The 19,693-nt window shown below is 61.7% G+C and carries 21 protein-coding genes; 10 read left to right on the plus strand and 11 right to left on the minus strand.

All coding sequences use genetic code 11. The features are described 5' to 3' along the window. Positions 1–23 precede the first annotated feature (23 nt). On the plus strand, positions 24–977 hold the full coding sequence (locus AC07SI_RS10495) for a homoserine kinase (RefSeq protein WP_201146268.1): 954 nt from the start codon (positions 24–26) through the stop codon (positions 975–977). A 57-nt stretch (positions 978–1,034) separates the two neighbouring features. Here AC07SI_RS10495 and AC07SI_RS10500 read toward each other — a convergent pair whose 3' ends face one another. Beyond that, positions 1,035–1,964, minus strand: a complete 930-nt coding sequence (locus AC07SI_RS10500) for a zinc ABC transporter substrate-binding protein (protein WP_495005693.1) — start codon at positions 1,962–1,964, stop codon at positions 1,035–1,037. Between the two features lie 58 nt (positions 1,965–2,022). Between AC07SI_RS10500 and AC07SI_RS10505 the strand changes: the two genes are divergently transcribed. The 4 genes from AC07SI_RS10505 to AC07SI_RS10520 are packed head-to-tail and all read left to right on the plus strand — an operon-like array spanning position 2,023 to position 4,828. Next, positions 2,023–2,505: a Fur family transcriptional regulator gene (locus AC07SI_RS10505; RefSeq protein ID WP_065902812.1), complete on the plus strand. Its 483-nt coding sequence runs from the start codon at positions 2,023–2,025 to the stop codon at positions 2,503–2,505. Next, positions 2,505–3,290 carry a zinc ABC transporter ATP-binding protein ZnuC gene (gene znuC, locus AC07SI_RS10510; protein WP_065902810.1) on the plus strand — a complete coding sequence of 262 codons (786 nt, stop codon included), beginning with the start codon at positions 2,505–2,507 and terminating at the stop codon, positions 3,288–3,290. The genes AC07SI_RS10505 and znuC overlap by 1 nt, the downstream gene beginning before the upstream one ends. Then, a complete protein-coding gene (znuB, locus tag AC07SI_RS10515; protein ID WP_495005694.1) occupies positions 3,283–4,071 on the plus strand; it encodes a zinc ABC transporter permease subunit ZnuB in 789 nt (262 codons plus the stop codon). Before znuC ends, znuB begins: the two co-directional genes overlap by 8 nt. A gap of 37 nt (positions 4,072–4,108) precedes the next feature. Then, positions 4,109–4,828, plus strand: coding sequence for a PA5502 family lipoprotein (locus AC07SI_RS10520; RefSeq protein WP_065902805.1), 720 nt, complete (start codon positions 4,109–4,111; stop codon positions 4,826–4,828). A 101-nt stretch (positions 4,829–4,929) separates the two neighbouring features. Here AC07SI_RS10520 and katE read toward each other — a convergent pair whose 3' ends face one another. Continuing rightward, positions 4,930–7,092: a catalase HPII gene (gene katE / locus AC07SI_RS10525; RefSeq protein WP_264319393.1), complete on the minus strand. Its 2,163-nt coding sequence runs from the start codon at positions 7,090–7,092 to the stop codon at positions 4,930–4,932. Positions 7,093–7,336: 244 nt separating this feature from the next. Between katE and AC07SI_RS10530 the strand changes: the two genes are divergently transcribed. From AC07SI_RS10530 to AC07SI_RS10540, 3 genes are read left to right on the plus strand one after another with little or no spacing between them, the layout of a single operon-like run. Further along, positions 7,337–8,344, plus strand: a complete 1,008-nt coding sequence (locus AC07SI_RS10530) for a methionine ABC transporter ATP-binding protein (RefSeq protein ID WP_065902801.1) — start codon at positions 7,337–7,339, stop codon at positions 8,342–8,344. After that, positions 8,344–9,018, plus strand: coding sequence for a methionine ABC transporter permease (locus AC07SI_RS10535; protein WP_065902799.1), 675 nt, complete (start codon positions 8,344–8,346; stop codon positions 9,016–9,018). The genes AC07SI_RS10530 and AC07SI_RS10535 overlap by 1 nt, the downstream gene beginning before the upstream one ends. A gap of 51 nt (positions 9,019–9,069) precedes the next feature. Continuing rightward, the gene (locus tag AC07SI_RS10540) at positions 9,070–9,843 is read left to right on the plus strand and encodes a MetQ/NlpA family ABC transporter substrate-binding protein (RefSeq protein ID WP_495005695.1); all 774 of its coding nucleotides are present in this window, start codon (positions 9,070–9,072) and stop codon (positions 9,841–9,843) included. 174 nt (positions 9,844–10,017) lie between these two features. Here the strand turns inward: AC07SI_RS10540 and AC07SI_RS10545 are convergent, their stop codons facing one another. The 5 genes from AC07SI_RS10545 to AC07SI_RS10565 are packed head-to-tail and all read right to left on the minus strand — an operon-like array spanning position 10,018 to position 13,941. Continuing rightward, on the minus strand, positions 10,018–10,653 hold the full coding sequence (locus AC07SI_RS10545) for an SCO family protein (RefSeq protein WP_065902795.1): 636 nt from the start codon (positions 10,651–10,653) through the stop codon (positions 10,018–10,020). Further along, a complete protein-coding gene (gene cyoE, locus AC07SI_RS10550) occupies positions 10,650–11,549 on the minus strand; it encodes a heme o synthase (RefSeq protein WP_262135432.1) in 900 nt (299 codons plus the stop codon). The genes AC07SI_RS10545 and cyoE overlap by 4 nt, the downstream gene beginning before the upstream one ends. Beyond that, on the minus strand, positions 11,537–12,616 hold the full coding sequence (locus AC07SI_RS10555) for a COX15/CtaA family protein (protein WP_065902791.1): 1,080 nt from the start codon (positions 12,614–12,616) through the stop codon (positions 11,537–11,539). Before AC07SI_RS10555 ends, cyoE begins: the two co-directional genes overlap by 13 nt. Before the next feature lie 10 nt (positions 12,617–12,626). Then, positions 12,627–13,211: a PA_0111/PP_0108 family redox-active disulfide protein gene (locus AC07SI_RS10560; protein WP_065902789.1), complete on the minus strand. Its 585-nt coding sequence runs from the start codon at positions 13,209–13,211 to the stop codon at positions 12,627–12,629. Beyond that, the gene (locus tag AC07SI_RS10565) at positions 13,177–13,941 is read right to left on the minus strand and encodes an SURF1 family protein (protein ID WP_282395618.1); all 765 of its coding nucleotides are present in this window, start codon (positions 13,939–13,941) and stop codon (positions 13,177–13,179) included. Before AC07SI_RS10565 ends, AC07SI_RS10560 begins: the two co-directional genes overlap by 35 nt. Positions 13,942–13,969: 28 nt before the next feature. Between AC07SI_RS10565 and AC07SI_RS10570 the strand changes: the two genes are divergently transcribed. Continuing rightward, on the plus strand, positions 13,970–14,173 hold the full coding sequence (locus tag AC07SI_RS10570; protein ID WP_065902787.1) for a twin transmembrane helix small protein: 204 nt from the start codon (positions 13,970–13,972) through the stop codon (positions 14,171–14,173). A gap of 6 nt (positions 14,174–14,179) precedes the next feature. On the opposite strand, the gene AC07SI_RS10575 is transcribed toward AC07SI_RS10570, so the two are convergent. The 4 genes from AC07SI_RS10575 to coxB all read right to left on the minus strand — a co-directional run bounded on the left by AC07SI_RS10575 (position 14,180) and on the right by coxB (position 18,574). Further along, the gene (locus AC07SI_RS10575; protein WP_065902785.1) at positions 14,180–15,067 is read right to left on the minus strand and encodes a cytochrome c oxidase subunit 3; all 888 of its coding nucleotides are present in this window, start codon (positions 15,065–15,067) and stop codon (positions 14,180–14,182) included. Positions 15,068–15,102: 35 nt separating this feature from the next. Continuing rightward, positions 15,103–15,654: a cytochrome c oxidase assembly protein gene (locus AC07SI_RS10580; RefSeq protein WP_262135436.1), complete on the minus strand. Its 552-nt coding sequence runs from the start codon at positions 15,652–15,654 to the stop codon at positions 15,103–15,105. A 144-nt stretch (positions 15,655–15,798) separates the two neighbouring features. After that, a complete protein-coding gene (gene ctaD / locus AC07SI_RS10585; protein ID WP_065902781.1) occupies positions 15,799–17,388 on the minus strand; it encodes a cytochrome c oxidase subunit I in 1,590 nt (529 codons plus the stop codon). A 58-nt stretch (positions 17,389–17,446) separates the two neighbouring features. Then, a complete protein-coding gene (gene coxB / locus AC07SI_RS10590; RefSeq protein ID WP_495005696.1) occupies positions 17,447–18,574 on the minus strand; it encodes a cytochrome c oxidase subunit II in 1,128 nt (375 codons plus the stop codon). 367 nt (positions 18,575–18,941) lie between these two features. On the opposite strand from coxB, the gene AC07SI_RS10595 reads away from it, so the two are divergent. Beyond that, complete coding sequence (locus AC07SI_RS10595; RefSeq protein WP_065902777.1) at positions 18,942–19,589, plus strand: hypothetical protein; 648 nt, start codon at positions 18,942–18,944, stop codon at positions 19,587–19,589. The last annotated feature ends 104 nt before the right edge of the window (positions 19,590–19,693 follow it).

The following is a 19,693-nucleotide window of genomic DNA, read 5'->3' on the forward strand; positions in this document are numbered from 1 at the left end:
CGCCCGTACTGGCAGTTTTAACCATGTCTGTGTTCACCCCCCTGGCTCGGCCCGAGCTGGAAACCTTTCTCGCCCCTTACGGGCTCGGCCGCCTGCTTGACTTCCAGGGGATTGCCGCTGGTAGCGAAAACACCAATTTCTTTATCAGCCTGGAACAGGGCGAATTCGTCCTGACCCTGGTTGAGCGCGGCCCCGTCGCAGAAATGCCATTCTTCATCGAGCTGCTCGATGTGCTTCACGACGCCGACCTGCCGGTGCCTTACGCCTTGCGCACCACCGACGGCGTCGCGTTGCGCGAGCTGAAAGGCAAACCGGCGCTGTTACAACCGCGCCTGGCCGGCAAGCACATCAAGGACGCCAATGCGCAGCACTGCGCCCAGGTCGGTGACCTGCTGGGCCACCTGCACCTGGCGACGCAGGGCGAGAAGGTGCTGGAGCGCAAGACCGATCGCGGGCTGGACTGGATGCTCAGCGAAGGTGCGCAGCTGATCTCGCACTTGAACGACGCACAACAGCAGCTGCTGCAAGCGGCATTGACCGAGATCGAAGCCCACAAGGCCGACATCCTTGCCCTGCCGCGCGCCAACGTTCACGCCGACCTGTTCCGCGACAATGCGATGTTCGAAGGCACGCACCTGACCGGCCTGATCGACTTCTACAACGCCTGCTCGGGCCCGATGCTGTACGACGTGGCGATCGCGCTGAATGACTGGTGTTCGGACGCGGACGGCGTGATCGATGGGCAACGCGCGCGCGCACTGCTGGGCGCCTATGCGGGCCTGCGACCGTTTACGGCCAAGGAAGCTGAGCTGTGGCCGACCATGCTGCGGGTAGCGTGTGTACGCTTCTGGCTGTCCCGCCTGATCGCCGCTGAGTCGTTCGCAGGCCAGGATGTGCTGATCCATGACCCTGCGGAGTTCGAGCACCGGCTGGCACAGCGTCAGCAGGTCACCGTTCACCTGCCGTTCGCGCTTTAAAGATCGACTCGGTCAATGTGGGAGCAAGCCAGCTCCCACAGGAGATCGGTGCAGCGGTCAGAGCGACTCCAGGCACCCCGCCAAGTCATTCCCCAGCTTCTCCAGCACCTGCTCGTAACCCTGGGCGGTAGCCGGCGTGTAACCACCCAGCGCATCCAACTCCGCCAGCTTCACTGGCAGGCCGGCCACCAGCGTTTCAGCCAGCCGCGGACGCAACGGCGGCTCACTGAACACGCACGTCTTGCCCACTTCCTGCAGGCGCGTGCGCATCGCCGCCACATGCTGGGCACCCGGCTGAACCTCGGCGGCCACGCTGAACACGCCGGCATGCTTGAGACCGTAGGCCTCTTCGAAATAATCAAAGGCTTCGTGGAACACGAAGTAAGGCTTGTTGCCGATTAGCGCCAGGCGGGCTTTCAAGCGCGCGTCCAGGGCGTCCAGGCGCTCGTCGAAGGCCTTCACGTTGCTCTGGTAACGCGCGGCATTTTCCGGATCGGCGGCGCTGAGGTCAGTCGCCATGCGCGCGGCGATCACCCGTGCGTTGACCGTCGACAGCCACAGGTGGGCATCCAGGCTGCCTGGACGGTGATCGTGATCATGTTCGTCGGCATCGTCGGCGTGCGAATGGCTATCTTCGGCGAAACGGCGCAGTTTCATGCCCGGCAGGTCTTGTACCGCGACCGTCGGCGCCGTACGACCTTTGAGCACGCGGGGCAGGAAACTCTCCATATCCGGACCAATCCAGTAGAGCAGGTCCACCGACTGCACGCGCCGTACGTCGGATGGGCGCAAGGCATAGTTATGCGGCGAGGCACCCGGCGGCAGCAGCACCTCCGGAATCGCCACGCCGTCCTGCACAGCCGCGGCAATCAACTGCAACGGCTTGATGCTGGTCAGCACCTTGACCTCGGCCTGAGCGGTAGCGGTAATGAACAAACTGGTGACAAATACGACAAAAACGGGAAAAAGTCGGGACACGATGACCACTCAATGGCGTAGGAACGGGTAACATAATAACGTCTCTATCAAATATCTGTCGCCGCTCATGCCTAAAACACCGCTTGCCAGCCGTCCCCACGACCACTCTCACTGCGTGCACACCGCGCTGTCGGAGGCCGATACCCTGTGCACACAGAAGGGCCTGCGCCTGACTGCCTTGCGTCGCCGGGTGCTGGAGCTGGTGTGGCAAAGCCACAAGCCGCTGGGCGCCTACGACATCCTTGGCGTGCTCAGCGAGCAGGACGGTCGCCGCGCGGCGCCGCCTACCGTGTACCGCGCGCTGGATTTCCTGCTGGAAAACGGCCTGGTGCACCGCATCGCCTCGCTCAATGCCTTTGTTGGCTGCAATCACCCGGAACACGCGCATCAGGGCCAATTCCTGATCTGCCGCGAGTGCCACGCCGCCATCGAACTTGAACAAAAAAGCATCAGCGACGCCATCATCAAGAGCTCCGCCGACGTCGGCTTCCAGGTCGAAGGGCAGACGGTCGAAGTGGTCGGTCTCTGCTCGGGCTGCCAGGGGGCTTGATGAGCAACGCGTTAATCCGCCTGGAGCAGGTTGGGGTCACGTTCGCCGGGCAAAACGTGCTGGATAACATCGCGCTGAGTGTGGAACCAGGACAGATCGTCACGCTGATCGGCCCGAATGGCGCCGGCAAGACCACCCTGGTGCGCGCCGTGCTCGGCCTGCTCAAGCCCGACACCGGCAGCGTGTGGCGCAAGCCCAAGCTGCGCGTCGGCTACATGCCGCAAAAACTGCACGTGGACCCGACCTTGCCGCTGTCGGTCCTGCGTTTTCTGCGCCTGGTCCCCGGCGTGGATCGCACTCGCGCCCAGGCAGCGCTCAAGGAAGTCGGCGCCGAACAAGTCATCGACAGCCCGGTGCAGAGCATCTCCGGTGGCGAGATGCAGCGCGTGCTGCTGGCCCGCGCCCTGCTGCGCGAGCCGGAACTGCTGGTACTCGATGAGCCCGTGCAAGGCGTCGATGTGGCCGGCCAGGCCGAACTGTACAGCCTGATCACCCGCCTGCGCGACCGCCATGGCTGCGGCGTGCTGATGGTCTCCCACGACCTGCACCTGGTAATGAGCACCACCGACCAGGTGGTGTGCCTGAATCGCCACGTCTGCTGCTCAGGTCACCCGGAACAGGTCAGCGGCGACCCGGCGTTCGTCGAGTTGTTCGGCAAGAATGCCCAGAGCCTGGCGATCTACCACCACCATCACGACCACGCCCATGACCTGCATGGCGCCGTGGTCGACGACCCCACCGCACCTCACACCCACGTTCACGGAGATAGCTGCAAGCATGGCTGATTTTCTGCTCTACGCCCTGCTGGCAGGCTTGGCTTTGGCGCTGGTGGCGGGCCCGCTGGGCTCGTTCGTGGTCTGGCGACGCATGGCCTATTTCGGCGACACCCTGTCCCACGCCGCGCTGCTGGGCGTGGCCATGGGCTTTTTGCTGGATGTAAGCCCGACCATCGCCGTGACCGTAGGCTGCCTGCTGCTGGCGGTGCTGCTGGTGACCCTGCAGCAGCGCCAGCCGCTGGCCTCCGACACGCTGCTGGGCATCCTGGCGCCCAGCACTCTGTCGCTGGGGCTGGTGGTGCTCAGCTTCATGCACGAAGTGCGCATCGACCTGATGGCCTACCTGTTCGGTGATCTGCTGGCGATCAGCCCGACCGACCTTGCCTGGATCCTCGGCGGCAGCGCCGCCGTGCTGGTGTTGCTGGTCGCCCTGTGGCGTCCGCTGCTGGCGATCACCGTGCATGAAGAGCTGGCCACGGTGGAAGGGCTGCCCGTGCCGACCCTGCGCATGGCGCTGATGTTGTTGATCGCCGTGGTGATTGCTGTCGCGATGAAGATTGTCGGCGTATTGTTGATCACATCGCTGCTGATCATCCCAGCCGCCGCCGCACAGCGCCACGCCCGCTCACCCGAGCAGATGGCCATCGGCGCCAGCCTGCTGGGGATGCTCGCCGTGTGTGGGGGCCTGGCGTTGTCCTGGTTCAAGGACACGCCGGCCGGGCCGTCAATTGTGGTCACGGCCGCCGCCCTGTTTCTGCTGAGTTTTGTCCTGCCCCGTCGAGGGGTGTAGACTTGCTCGCTTTTTGCGCAAATAGAGAGTCGCAGGAATGAAGCTGTTCACCTCCCGTTATCTGCTCCTTGCCGCATTTTCCCTGCTGCTGGGCGCCTGTCAAAGCACACCGCCCGCCGCCCCCGAGGCCCCGGACGCGCGCGCTGCGGCCATCGCACAGCTGGAGCAAAACCTGGCCAGCAGTGAGCTGGCCACCGCCGAAGACCAATTGGCCGCGTTGCAGGCCCAGTCGCCCAACGACCCGGCCCTGGAGACTTACCAACGTCAGCTGGCCGAGGCCTACCTGCAGCGTAGCCAGATCGTGCTGCAAAAAGGTGACGTCAACGCCGCCGCCACTGCCTTGAGCCGTGCCCGTGCGCTGATGCCCAAGGCGCCGGCCCTGACCGGCGGCGTCAACAGCGCCATCACCCATGCGCGCAAAGCCGAGCTGGACAAGGCCGAGGCCGCCCTCAAGGCCGCCGAAGCCAAGCCTGCCGCCAAGGTCATCGACCCGGCCGCGCAAAGCACCACCGTGGCGCTGAACCTCACCGACATTGAAGCGCTGCGCCATCAACTCGATGCCATCGCTACCGACGTGGTGAATTACCAGTGTGACGTGAGCATCCAGGCGCCGCGCACGCAGGATTACCCGTGGTTGGCCACGTTGCTGACCAAACGGGTGAAGCGAATTGATTCGGGGTATGACCTGAAGATCCACCGGCAGATTCTGAAGAATATTCCGGCGCAGGTTGTGCTGATTCCGCGCAAGGCGCAATAAAAGCATCGCAGGCCAGCCAGCCCCCACATTTGAATCTATTCACAATTCAAAATGTGGGGGCTGGCTTGCCTGCGATAGCGGTTTAACGGTCAACCAAGCGTTTAAGCCGGAATCGCCTTGGCCTTCGGCTCGCGATCCCAAACCCGGTGCTGCGCAATCGCCGCAAAGAAGGCCTTGAACGCTTTCGCATCCGACCCCACGATCAAGCCCGCATCCGCCTCCAGCTTCAGCAGATCCAGCAATGGCTTGGCGTCATTGGCGACCGTGATCGCCTTCAGGTGCTTATACGCCTCCAACAGGAAGTGCAACGCCACACCGTCGCCGCTCAAGGCCTGCACCGACTTGGCACCCCCTGGCACAAATACCGCGTCAAACGCGATGGACGGCATGCCTTCCATCGACGCATCGACCTTCAAGCTCTTGCCATCGGCGGTTGTCACCGGTGCCGAGGTCGGCCCCAGCAACTTGGCGTGGGCACCCTCGGCTTCCAACGCCTTCTTCAACGCGGCAATCGCCACGCCATCCACGCCGTTGGCGGCCAGAATCGCGACTTTGCGTGTCTTGATATCGCCCGACAGCAGGTTCACCTGGCTCAACGCCGGCGACTCCTTCAACGACGACTTGCGTGGCGGCACGGTGCCTTTGGTCGGCGCCGGCAAGCCCAGGTTCTGCGCAACGCGCTTGGCCAGTTCCAGATCGATGTTGGCCAGGATCTCGTTCACCTGACGGGCACGAATAAACTCGCGCTCAACCTTGCCCAATTCGAAGCTGTAGGCCGCAATGATGTGCTCTTTCTCGTGGTGGCTCATGCTGTGGAAAAACAGCGTGGCCTGGGAGAAGTGATCGCCGAACGACTCACTGCGCTCACGCACTTTGTTGGCATCGACGCGCTCGTAATAGGTCTCGAACCCACCATCCTGTGCGGCAGGAGGGGTTTCCTTCGGCCAACCGCCGTCAATGGAGTTGGGCTCGTAGGCCGCGCGGCCCTTGTCGATCACCGTGCGGTGCTGGGCGTCGCGCTGACCGTTGTGGAAAGGCACCACCGGCCGATTGATCGGCAACTCATGAAAGTTCGGGCCACCGAGACGGCTGATCTGCGTATCCGTGTAGGAAAACAGACGACCTTGCAGCAACGGGTCGTTGGTGAAGTCGATACCCGGCACGATATGGCCCGGGCAGAACGCAACCTGCTCGACTTCGGCGAAGAAGTTGTCCGGGTTGCGGTTAAGCACCATCTTGCCCAACGGCGTAATCGGCACCAGCTCTTCGGGGATGATCTTGGTCGGATCGAGCAGGTCGAAGTCGAACTTGTGCTCATCCTCCTCGGCGACGATCTGCACGCCCAATTCCCACTCAGGGTAGTCGCCGCTTTCAATCGCTTCCCACAGGTCGCGACGGTGGTAATCGGTATCTTTACCGGCAAGCTTTTGCGCTTCGTCCCACACCAGGGAGCAGGTGCCGACTTTTGGATGCCAGTGGAATTTCACGAAACTCGACTTACCTTCGGTGTTGATCAACCGGAAGGTGTGAATGCCGAACCCCTGCATCGCGCGCAGGCTTTTTGGAATGGCGCGGTCGGACATTGCCCACAGCACCATATGCGCCGATTCCGGCTGCAGCGAGACAAAGTCCCAGAACGTATCGTGGGCCGAGCCGCCGGTTGGAATTTCATTGTGCGGCTCAGGTTTTACCGCGTGGACGAAGTCGGGAAACTTGATCGCGTCCTGAATGAAAAAGACCGGCATGTTGTTGCCCACCAGGTCGAAGTTGCCTTCGTCGGTGAAGAACTTCACTGCAAAACCGCGCACGTCGCGCACCGTATCGCCGGAACCACGCGGGCCCTGCACGGTGGAGAAGCGCACAAACACCGGGGTTTTATGCTCGGGGTTACGCAGGAAGCCGGCCTTGCTCAGCGCCGAATGGTTTTCATAGGTCTGGAAATAACCATGCGCGCCAGTACCGCGGGCATGCACGATGCGCTCCGGGATGCGTTCATGGTCAAAGTGCGTGATTTTTTCACGCATGATGAAGTCTTCCAGCAGCGACGGGCCACGGGAGCCGACTTTCAGGGTGTTCTGGTTGTCGGAAATCTTCACGCCTTGGTTGGTACGCAGGGCCTGGCCGGTCGCATCGGAGCGGAATTCCTCCAGGGCCTGCAGCTTGGCGTTGGTGTTGCCACGGTCCAGGGTATCGGTGCCGGCAAGTTCACTCTTCGGCGGGGTGGCTGGCTTCTTGGTACTCATCAGACAAAACTCCTTATTCAAAGTGGCCAGAGCGGTCCCCGGCTCGTTTGAGCAAAACCCCAGGCACGGCACCTGGGAAATCGAGTTGCTTAAGTAGTGACTGACACGGTTTTGTACCGTTCCTTTTTTATGACCTTTGATCGCGTTATTGCCAAATCACTGGTTGAATGCGAAATAAATGCTAAGAAACGCTATACGGACAGGCTAAAATGCGCGCCCGGCTAACCGCTGATCCCTTTTCCATGCGCCCCACAAGGTTCGCTACGTGATCGAGTTTCATAACGTCCATAAAACCTACCGCGTCGCCGGTAAGGAAATCCCCGCCCTGCACCCCACCAGCCTGCGCGTCGAAAACGGTCAGGTGTTTGGCCTGATTGGTCACTCGGGTGCGGGAAAAAGTACTTTGCTGCGTCTGATCAATCGCCTGGAACAGCCCAGCGGCGGTCAGATCAATGTCGACGGTGAAGAAGTCACTGCACTGGACGCCAACGGCCTGCGCCGTTTCCGTCAGCAGGTCGGGATGATTTTCCAGCACTTCAACCTGCTGGCGTCCAAGACCGTTGCCGACAACGTGGCGCTGCCGCTGACCCTGGCCGGCGAATTGTCGCGCAAGGAAATCGACCAGCGCGTGGCCGAACTCCTCGCCCGCGTCGGCCTGTCGGATCACGCCAAGAAGTACCCGGCGCAGTTGTCCGGCGGCCAGAAGCAACGCGTCGGCATCGCCCGCGCCCTGGCGACCAAACCCAAGATCCTGCTGTGCGACGAAGCCACCAGCGCCCTCGACCCGCAAACCACCGCCTCGGTGCTGCAATTGCTGGCCGAGATCAACCGCGAACTGAAGCTGACCATCGTGCTAATCACCCACGAAATGGATGTGATCCGCCGCGTGTGCGACCAGGTCGCCGTGATGGACGCCGGCGTGATCGTCGAGCAGGGCTCGGTCGCCGATGTGTTCCTGCACCCCAAGCACCCGACCACCAAGCGTTTCGTGCAGGAGTCCGAGCAGGTTGACGAAAGCGAGCAGCGTGATGACTTCGCTCACGTGCCAGGGCGCATCGTGCGCCTGACCTTCCAGGGCGAAGCGACCTACGCGCCGCTGCTGGGTACCGTCGCCCGCGAAACGGGTGTGGACTACAGCATCCTCGCCGGGCGTATCGACCGCATCAAAGACATCCCCTACGGGCAACTGACCCTCGCCGTCACGGGTGGCGATATGGAAGCCGCGTTTGCGCGCTTCACCGCCGCTGACGTCCACATGGAGGTGCTGCGCTAATGGAAGTCCTGTTGAGTTTCTTCGCCAATATCGACTGGTCCGAAATCTGGCTGGCCACCGGCGACACCATGACCATGCTGTTCGGTTCGCTGTTCTTTACCGTCGTGCTGGGCCTGCCGCTGGGCGTGCTGTTGTTCCTGACCAGCCCGCGCCAACTGTTCGAGCAGAAAGGACTGTACGCACTGCTGTCGCTGATCGTGAACATTCTGCGTTCGCTGCCGTTCATCATCCTGCTGATCGTGATGATCCCGTTCACCGTGCTGATCACCGGGACTTCGCTGGGCGTGGCAGGCGCCATTCCGCCATTGGTGGTGGGCGCCACGCCGTTCTTTGCGCGCCTGGTGGAAACGGCCTTGCGTGAAGTGGACCGCGGCATCATCGAAGCCACTCAGTCCATGGGGGCCAGCACCCGCCAGATCATCACCAACGCCCTGCTGCCTGAAGCCCGCCCGGGCATTTTCGCGGCGATCACGGTGACGGCGATTACACTGGTTTCCTACACGGCGATGGCCGGCGTGGTCGGTGCCGGTGGCCTGGGCGACCTGGCGATCCGCTTCGGTTACCAGCGTTTCCAGACCGATGTGATGGTGGTCACCGTGGTGATGCTGTTAGTGCTGGTGCAAATTCTGCAAACCGTCGGCGACAAGCTGGTGGTGCACTTTTCTCGAAAATAACGGCCATTGCCGGCCAACTGCCGGCAGATGTCCGAACAAGGAGCTTGTTGGATGAAAAAACTACTGGTTGCTTTCGCCGCCGTTGCCGCGTTTTCCGCCCACGCCGCCGAGACCATCACGGTCGCCGCGTCGCCGGTGCCGCACGCGGAAATCCTCGAATTCGTGAAGCCTGCCCTCGCCAAAGAAGGCGTGGACCTGCAGGTCAAAGTCTTCACCGACTACGTGCAGCCCAACGTACAGGTGGCCGAGAAGCGCCTGGATGCCAACTTCTTCCAACACCAGCCGTACCTGGATGAGTTCAACAAGGCCAAGGGCACTCACCTGGTGAGCGTCGGCGCGGTGCACCTGGAGCCCCTGGGCGCCTACTCGAGCAAGTACAAGAAGCTGGAAGAGCTGCCAAGTGGCGCCAACGTCGTGATCCCGAACGACGCCACCAATGGTGGCCGTGCGCTGTTGCTGCTGGCCAAGCACAACCTGATCACCCTGAAGGACCCGACCAACATCCTGTCGACCATCAAGGACATCACCGCCAACCCGAAAAACCTGAAATTCCGCGAACTGGAAGCCGCCACCCTGCCGCGCGTGCTGACCCAGGTCGACCTGGCGCTGATCAACACCAACTACGCGCTGGAAGCCAAGCTGGATCCGTCCAAGGATGCGCTGGTGATCGAAGGCAATGACTCGCCTTACGTGAACATCCTGGTGACCCGCGAAGACAACAAAGACTCGGACGCCGTGAAGAAGCTGGTTGCAGCCCTGCACACGCCTGAGGTGAAAGCCTTCATCCTCGAGAAGTACAAAGGCGCGATCCTGCCGGCGTTCTGATTCGAAACACCGAAGAGCAAAAAATGTGGGAGCGGGCTTGCTCGCGAAAGTGCAGTGTCAGTCGACTTATCAGTGACTGAACCGATGCTTTCGCGGGCAAGCCCGCTCCCACATTTGTTTTTGGGTTGCCCGCAGATCAGGGTTTCTAAAAGGCCGCGGGTAGAAGCGCCGGGCTTATGGACGCTTCAACAATCCTGGCAATTGCGCCACCAGCTTCTGGTTGTTCAACGGTGCGCGGATAAATCCACGCTGTGTGCCGTCAGGACCGATCAGCGCGAGGTTGCCGCTGTGGTCGACGGTGTAGTTGGGCTTGCTGGTATCGGCCGGGATAAACGGGATGCTCACGGCATTCGAGACCTTCTGCACATCGTCCACATTCGCGCCGGTCAGGCCTTCGAACTGCGGATCGAAGTAGCCCAGGTACTGCTTGAGCTGGGCCGGGGTATCGCGGTTCGGGTCGACGCTGACCAGGATCACCTGCAGCTTATCCACCGCCTCCTTGGGCAGCTCGCTCTTGATCTGGCGCAGCTGGGCGAGGGTGGTAGGGCAGATGTCCGGACAGAAGGTGTAGCCGAAGAACAGCAGGCTCCACTTGCCCTTCAACTCATTGACCACCACCGGCTGGCCGTCCTGGTTGGTCATGCTCACCGGCGGCAGCTGACGGCTCTGCGGCAGCAGGATGATACCGGCGTCGATCAGCGCGGTCGGGTCGCCCTGGCCTTTGCCCGAGAGCACTTTGTTGACGGTCAGGCCCATGATCAACGCGACGATGGCCACCAGGATAAAGACGGTTTTTTGAGTTCGAGTCATAGGTTCAACAGTAAGTAGTGGTCTACGAGCAGGGCGATAAACAGGAGGAACAAGTACGCGATAGAGTACTTGAACGTGTTGATCGCCGCGTGCGGCTGAGCGCCACGGTACAGCACCCAGGCCCATTGCAGAAAGCGTCCGCCCAAAACCAATGCACAGGCCAGGTACAGCAGCCCGCTCATGTGGATGACGTAGGGCATCAGGCTCACCGCCAGCAGGACGAAGGTGTAGAGCAGGATATGCACCTTGGTGTAGTGCTCGCCGTGGGTGACCGGCAGCATCGGAATATCGGCCTTGGCATATTCCTCCTTGCGGTGGATGGCCAGGGCCCAGAAATGCGGCGGGGTCCAGGCGAAGATGATCAACACCAGCAGGAGGGGTTCGGCGCTGATATGGCCGGTGACGGCGACCCAACCCAGCAACGGCGGCGCGGCCCCCGCCAAACCGCCGATGACGATATTCTGCGGCGTCGCGCGCTTGAGAAAACCGGTGTAGATCACCGCATAGCCGAGCAGGGAAGCCAGCGTCAGCCAGGCGGCCAGCGGGTTGGTGAACGCCAGCAGCAAGGCCAGGCCTGCAACCGCCAGAAAGCCTGCAAAAGCCAGCGCCGCCACCGGCGATACCCGCCCTTCGGCCATCGGCCGTTTGTGCGTGCGCGCCATCACCGCATCAATGCGCCGATCCACTACATGATTGACCGCCGCCGCGCCGCCGGCACACAGGGCAATGCCCAGATTGCCGAAAATCAGCACCGCCCATGGCACGCCGGCGCGGGTAGCGAGGAACATCCCCACCAGCGAGGTGATAAGCATCAACACCACCACTTTCGGCTTGGTCAGCTCCAGGTAGTCACGCCAGATCGCCTGGCCGTGACGCGCGCCAATCAAGGTCGCCATGGCATCTCTCCTTTAAGGGTGATCAGGCCTGACACCTGTTTGCGCGGAATAAACCGCCAGCCGAACGGCAGCTGGTTGCGCACCCGTACCAGGCTGGTACGCGCGTGGTAATTGACCAGCACCAGGGTCAGCAGCAACGCCGCGCCCCCGGCGTTATGGCCGACGGCTACCGGCAGCGGCAGATGGAAATACACATTGCTCAGGCCCAGGCCGATCTGCGCCGCCAGGGCAATCAACAACAGGCCCGCGAGCCGCGTCATGCCCACCGCGCGCAGCTGCCAGGCCAGCCCCAGCAACACCAGGGTGACCAACACCGCGCCGATGCGATGGGTGAGATGGATGGCGGTTCGCGCATCGCTGTCGAGCTGGCCGCCGAGATAATTGGGGCCGATGTGCTGGGTCAGGTGGAAACCATTGGCGAAGTCCGCCGCCGGCCACCACTGGCCGTGACAGGTAGGCAAATCGATACAGGCCACCGCCGCATAGTTGGAACTGACCCAGCCGCCCAGGGCGATCTGGCCGATCACCAGCACCAGGCCAGCCGTCGCCCAATATTGCAGGCGCTTGGGCACGATCAACGCGGGCAGCACTCCAGACAGGCGCAGGGTCAGCAGGAACAACAGGCTCAAGGTCGCGAAACCGCCCAGCAAATGCCCCGTGACCACCTGGGGCCACAGCTTCAACGTCACCGTCCACATGCCAAAGGCCGCCTGCGCGAACACCACCGCCAATACAAATAACGGCAGCTTCACCGGCTGGCCCGGATCACGTCGATGACTCCACGAACGCGCCGCCAGCAGCACGATCAGCAGGCCCAAGGTGCCGGCGAAGTAGCGATGGGTCATCTCGGCCCAGCCCTTGTCCGCCTCCACCGGCGTGTCCGGGAAATGCAGCTCGGCATGCGCCAGTTGGGCCTCGGTCTTGGGCACGCTGATAAAGCCGTAGCAACCCGGCCAGTCCGGGCAACCGAGACCGGCGTGGGTCAGGCGCGTATACGCGCCGAGCAGCACCACAATCAGCGCCAGCAGGGTGGCAAACAACGCGAGGCGAAATCCAGGCTTGGCCATGACGATGCCCTTATCCGATGTTCGACAGTTTCAGCAGATGGCGCAGGTCGTTGAGCAAGTCCTTGCCCTTGACCTTGGCGTCGTAGCGCAGCACCAGGTTGCCGTGCGGGTCGACGATCCACAGTTGCGCATCGCCCGGCGCGGCGGCGTCCTTGGTGAAGGTCGACAGGTCCAGGGAGTAGCGCTGCAGTTGTGGATATTCAGCCTTGAGCTTGGCCTCGTAGTCGGTGCTCACCGGCTGCGCGCTGGCCAAGGCGTGGCTGGCGCGCGATGCATCCCGGCCGAGGCTGATTTGCAGCTGGCGCGCCAGGTACACCAGTTGCTGGCAATCGGCGGCGCAGGCCGTGGGCGCCGTGACCAGCAGTTGCCAGCGCTCTTCATCCGCCTGCACGCCGATATCGGCGCGGGTCTGGCCGTTGCCGATCAGTTCGCCGTGGTAACTGCGGTTGTCCGGCACCCAGAACTGCAGCTTGTACATGAAGGTGGCCAGCGCCATCGGGCCGATCACCATCATCAGGATCAGGATCAGCTGCCAGCGGCCTTTACGCCGATTGAGCGGTTCAGACATGTTGAGTGGATTCATGGCCGCTCCCATGGTGCTTCTCCTTTGTGTTGTGCCATCCGAGGTAGAGGTAAAGGGCCAGCAGCGCCAATGCCATGGCGAACCACTGCACCGCGTAGGCCAGGTGCTTTTCCGGGCCCATGGCTACGATGGGCCAGGTGATTTCGTACGTACCAGGGCCAGCTTCGGCGCGCAGCTCGTAGGCAAAACCGCTACGCCCAAGCTCGGCCCACAGCGCGCCGGGGTGCAGGGCGGTCAGCAAGCGCGGCCATTGCGCGCTCGTCGGGTCGGCGTGCAATTGGAAGGTTTCACCCGGTGCGACGTACACCCAGGCGTCGAGATTCACCGGCTGTTGAGGTGTGGTGAACACCGGCGGGGTGCGCCGATCGGGCCAGGGCAGCCAGCCACGATTGAGCAATAACCACAGGCCGCTGGCCTGGTCGTGAAAGGGTTGCAGCAGCTCTACGCCGGCCTTGCCATCGCGCATGCGGTTGTCCAGCAACACGCTGTGCTCGGCGTCGAATTGCCCGCGCAGACGGACCCGGCGGAAAGCCGGATCAGCCATCTCGCTCAGTTGTGTGCTGCTGACGGGATCGGCCACCCGCCGCTCGGCATAACTGTCCACCAGCAGCTGTTTTTCATGCCCCCGAGACAGCTGCCAGAACCCCAGGCCCACCATCAACGGCAGCAACACGAGCACCACCAATGTCGGTGCGAGCCCTGGGCGAAAGCGTTTCATGGCGCTGGCTATACTTGTTTTCATTGCCCGCCCATCCCATTGGAGCCAGACCATGCTCAAAGCCGTCATTGCCCTGATGCTGATCGCGACTGTCGTGAGCCTGTTCAGTGGCTTGTTCTTTCTGGTCAAGGACGAGGGCAACTCCAACCGCCTCGTCACTGCCTTGACTGTGCGTGTGGTGCTGGCCGCGATCACCGTGGGGCTGATCGCCTGGGGCTTTTTCAGCGGCCAGCTGGTATCGCATGCACCGTGGTAAGGCGCGCTACAGCACGTAGACGAAGAAAAACAGCCCGATCCACACCACATCCACAAAGTGCCAGTACCAACTGGCGGCCTCGAAACCAAACTGGTGCTCCGCATTGAAATGCCCGCGCAGGATGCGCATGAGCATCACAAACAGAATGATTGTGCCGATGGTCACGTGGGCACCGTGAAAGCCGGTGAGCATGAAGAACGTCGCGCCGTACACACCCGAACCCAGTGTCAAGCCGAGCTCTTTGTAGGCATGCATGTACTCCTCGGCCTGGAAGCCCAGGAACGCCCAACCCAGAAGCACCGTGAGCGCCAGCCAGATTTTCAGCGCGCCGCGATGGCCTTTGCGCAAGGCATGGTGGGCCAGGGTGATGGTCACGCTGGAGCTGACCAGCAAGATCGTGTTGACCAGCGGCAGGCCCCACGGGCTGATGGTGCCCTCCGGAGCGGGGTACATTTTCGGGTCAGGGTTGTTGAGCAGCGGCCAGGTGAACTCGAAGTTCGGCCACAGCATGTGCGCGATGCCCTTGTGCCCTTCGCCGCCCAACCAGGGGCCGGACATGTGCCGCACGTAAAACAGCGCACCGAAGAACGCGACAAAGAACATCACCTCGGAAAAGATGAACCAGGTCATGCCCCATCGAAACGAGCGGTCCATCTGCGGGCTGTACAAACCGGCGCGGCTTTCCTTGATCACCGCGCCGAACCAGCCGAACAACATGTAGGCCAGCAGCAGGCCACCGACGAAGAAGATCCACGGGCCGTGGGATTCCGGGCGCGCCGCCTTCAGGTCGTTGAACCACACAGCCAGGCCGTACACCGTGATGAGCATGCCCAGGGTAGCAATTATTGGCCACTTGCTTTGCGCTGGTACGTAGTACGTATCATGAGTCGACATGTATTCGCTCTCCTGATTGAGCGGGCAAACAGTAGCTAGCCGCCGCTATGGACAGCCACCGGCGGTTGGCGCGCAGTGATATCAAACAGCGTGTACGCCAGGGTCAAATGCTTCACATCCTTGGGCATGTCGCGGTCGACAATGAAACGCACCGGCATTTCGATGCGCTGGCCTGGCTGCAGCACTTGCTGGGTGAAGCAAAAGCATTCGGTCTTGTGGAAGTACATCGCCGCTTCGGCCGGGGAAATGCTCGGTACGGCCTGGGCGGTCATGGCTTTGTCGGTAGGGTTGTAGGCCACGAACAGCATTTCGGTGACCGCCCCCGGATTGACCACCACCTCATCGGCCTTGGAATGAAATTCCCAGACCATGTCGATGGCATTGGTCGACAGGAACTGCACCCGCACCTGCCGCGTGGGGTCGACGACCTGCTCGCCCTCGTACTGCCCGGCGGTCTTGCCGTTGATACCGAATGCCTTGCACATCACGTCGTAGATCGGCACCAGCGCAAAGCCGAAGCCGAACATCGCCACCACCAGGATCAGCAGGCGGGTGACCAGGCGCTTGGTGGGGATCGACTCAAGCATGACGATCACCCGCTCTTGGCTTTTCTGTGGGAGCTGGCTTGCCTGCGATAGCGGTGTACCAGTCACCCAATCCATCAACTGTCAGGCCCTCATCGCAGGCAAGCCAGCTCCCACAGGAGACCCTGGCAGTCCGCGCCAAGCTGTTCACTTGACCTCCGGCGGCGTCGTGAAGGTGTGGTAGGGCGCTGGCGAGGGGATGCTCCACTCCAGGCCTTCCGCGCCATCCCAGGGCTTGGCCGGCGCAGGCGGACCGCCACGGATGCACTTGATCACGATGAACAGGAAGAAGATCTGCGTGGCGCCAAACATGAAGGCGCCGATCGAGGAGACCATGTTGAAGTCGGCGAACTGCAGGTTGTAGTCCGGCACACGGCGCGGCATGCCAGCCAGCCCGACGAAGTGCATCGGGAAAAACGCCATGTTCATGCCGATGAAGGACAGCCAGAAGTGCAGCTTGCCGAGGGTTTCGTCGTACATGTGGCCGGTCCATTTCGGCAGCCAGTAGTAGGCCGAGGCGAAGATGCCGAAGATCGCACCGGGCACCAGTACGTAATGGAAGTGCGCCACCACGAAATAGGTGTCGTGGTATTGGAAGTCCGCCGGGGCAATCGCCAGCATCAGCCCGGAAAAGCCGCCGATGGTGAACAGGATCACGAAGGCCACGGCAAACAGCATCGGTGTCTCGAAGGTCAGCGAGCCTTGCCACATGGTGCTGACCCAGTTGAATACTTTCACCCCCGTCGGTACTGCAATCAGCAGCGTGGCGTACATGAAGAACAACTCGCCCACCAGCGGAATGCCGACCACGAACATGTGGTGCGCCCACACGATGAACGACAGGAACGCGATGCTCGCCGTGGCATATACCATCGACGTATAGCCGAACAGCGGCTTGCGCGAGAACGTCGGGATGATCGAACTGACGGCACCAAAGGCCGGCAGGATCATGATGTACACCTCGGGGTGGCCGAAGAACCAGAACACATGCTGGAACAGCACGGGGTCGCCACCGCCGGCAGCACTGAAGAAGCTGGTGCCGAAGTGGATGTCCATCAGCATCATGGTCACGCAACCGGCCAGCACCGGCATCACCGCGATCAGCAGGAAGGCAGTGATCAGCCACGTCCAGACGAACAACGGCATCTTCATCAGGGTCATGCCGGGGGCGCGCAGGTTGAGGATGGTGGCGACCACGTTGATCGCGCCCATGATCGAACTGATACCCATCAAGTGAATCGCGAAGATGAAGAAGGTCACGCTTTCCGGCGCGTAGGTGGTGGAGAGGGGCGCGTAGAAGGTCCAGCCGAAGTTCGGCCCGCCACCCGGAGTGAACAGGGTCGACACGAGCAACAGGAACGCCGCCGGCAACAGCCAGAAACTGAAGTTGTTCATGCGCGGCAGGGCCATGTCCGGCGCGCCGATCATCAGCGGAATCATCCAGTTGGCCAGGCCGACGAACGCTGGCATCACCGCGCCGAACACCATGATCAGGCCGTGCATGGTGGTCATCTGGTTGAAGAACGCCGGCTCGACAATCTGCAGGCCGGGCTGGAACAACTCGGCGCGGATCACCATGGCGAACGAACCGCCGAGCAGGAACATGGTGAAGGCGAACCACAGGTACATCGTGCCGATGTCCTTGTGGTTGGTGGTCAGCACCCAGCGCATCAAACCCTTGGCGGGGCCGTGGGCATGGTCACTGGCGTGGCCATGGTCGTCGATCACAGTGCTCATGGCCGTTCTCCTGCAAGCGAGTGGGCGGGGCGGTTCGGGGCATACGCAATGAAGGACGTCATTTGCTTTCCGCCTGCTTGATGGCCAGCACGTCTTTAGGCGTGACCATGTCGCCTTTGTTATTGCCCCAGGCATTGCGCTCGTAGGTCACCACCGCGGCGATATCCACTTCCGAGAGCTGCTTGCCGAACGCCGCCATGGCGGTGCCGGGCTTGCCGAAGTAAACGCGGTGCAGGTGATCTTCCTTGGGCCCGGTGGCAATCGGCGAGCCCTTGAGCGCCGGGAACATCGGTGGCAGGCCCTGGCCTTCGGCCTGGTGACAGGCCACGCAAGTGGTGTGATAGACCTTGTCGCCGCGCGCCACCAGCTCTTCCAGCGTCCACTCCTTGGAGGTCAGCTCCTTGAGCTTGGCCGCCTCTTCCTTGCGTTCGCTGAGCCAGGTGTCGTAGTCCGCCTTGGACTTGACCTCGACCACGATGGGCATGAAGCCGTGATCCTTGCCGCACAACTCGGCGCACTGGCCGCGGTAGATGCCGGGCTTCTCGATACGGGTCCAGGCCTCGTTGACAAAGCCGGGGATGGCGTCACGCTTGACCGCAAAGGCCGGCACCCACCAGGAGTGGATCACGTCGGCGGCGGTCACCAGGAAACGTACCTTGGCGCCCACCGGCAGCACCAGTGGCTGGTCGACCTCCAACAGGTAATGCTCGCCCTTGACCGCCTGGTTATGGATCTGCTCGGCGGGCGTGGCCAGGTTGCTGAAGAACTCCACGTCCTGGCCCAGGTATTTGTAATGCCACTTCCACTGATAGCCGGTGACCTGGATATCGATGTCCGATTCACTGCTGTCGTAGATATTGATCAGGGTCTTGGTCGCCGGGATGGCCATCGCGATCAGAATCAGCAAGGGCACCACGGTCCAGAGAATTTCCACGGTGGTGCTCTCGTGGAATTTGGCCGCGACCTGGCCCGTGGACCGGCGGTGAACGATCATCGACCAGAACATCGCGCCAAACACAACAATGCCGATCACCACACAGATCCAGAAAATGGTCATGTGCAGGTCAAACACAGCGTGACTGACTTCAGTCGCCCCTGGCGCCATATTCGTTGTCCAGGCGGCGTGCGCCTGGCCGAATACCGACCACAACAGGAGGCCCATCCAAACGTGTGGATGTCGCATCATTGCGGGTTCCCCTTATCGTTCTTGTTATCCCGCCGGTTTGCACCTGCGTCGAAGGGAGCGGCTTCCATACTGCCTACAACCGCTTAGCCTTGCCTGCTCATGCAGTCTGGCGTCATCAGCTAATCGCGTACAAATCCGAGTATAGACAGGCTCTGCAACCCCGCAATGTGTAGGGGCAAATGAGCAAAAATGACTGCTCGAAGCCAATAAAACCGGGGGCGGAATCGTTTATCCGACGAACGATGGCAATTCGATATAACGCACGTGCATAACCATGAAATAATTATGACAAATGCGTCTTAGGCGCTCGTATAAACGAGCTACCTTATCCTCTCCCTTTTCCTACGCCTGCTTCACTGGAGCTTTCATGAACACCGCCGCATTGCGCGAGCAGATTTCCCGTGCCCATCAACACGAAGCCAGCACTGGCCAGCTTGCCCAGCAACTGGAAAAACAATTGCCGCACCTGCATTCGGCCATTTCCCTGGCTGACGGTGATCGCAAGATTGTCATGACCCGTTTTGTCACCGCCTACATTGAGCTCGTCCCGGACCTGCTGGAAGCCGCCAACGACGTGGCCCGCGAAGCCGGTATCGAAAGCCAGATCAAGCCGGTGCTGAAAATCGCCGAGCATTTCTTCCTGCAACCGCCGGCGATCCTGGCCGGTCACGAAGGCCTGGACGGCTTGCTCGACGAGGCCTACCTGGCCCATCGCCTGGTGGAAGAAGTCAACGATCTGTATATCAAGCATTTCGGCCAGCCGTTGATTCCGGCCGACACCACCGTAGCCAACCTGATTGCCCACCAGCTGATCGGCGAAGAATTCGCCAACCAGCTGGATGAGGCCGTGCACCTGGCGGTAGATGAAATGCTCAACGAGGAGAGCTTTGCGCTGGAGTCAGTCGAGGCCTATCGCGAAACCCTCAAGAGCCCCAACACAGAAGCTGCATGGAAGCGCTGGCCGTGCCTGTCGCGCCAGTTGGGGGTTGAGTTGGCGTTGGAACAGCCGGCGTAACGCTTTAGCCTGACGCAGAACAAATGTGGGAGCGGGCTTGCTTGCGAAGGCGGCGTGCCAGTCACTGAATATTTGACTGATCCGCCGCCTTCGCGAGCAAGCCC

It is taken from the genome of Pseudomonas sp. GW821-FHT05D12, from assembly GCF_059419825.1.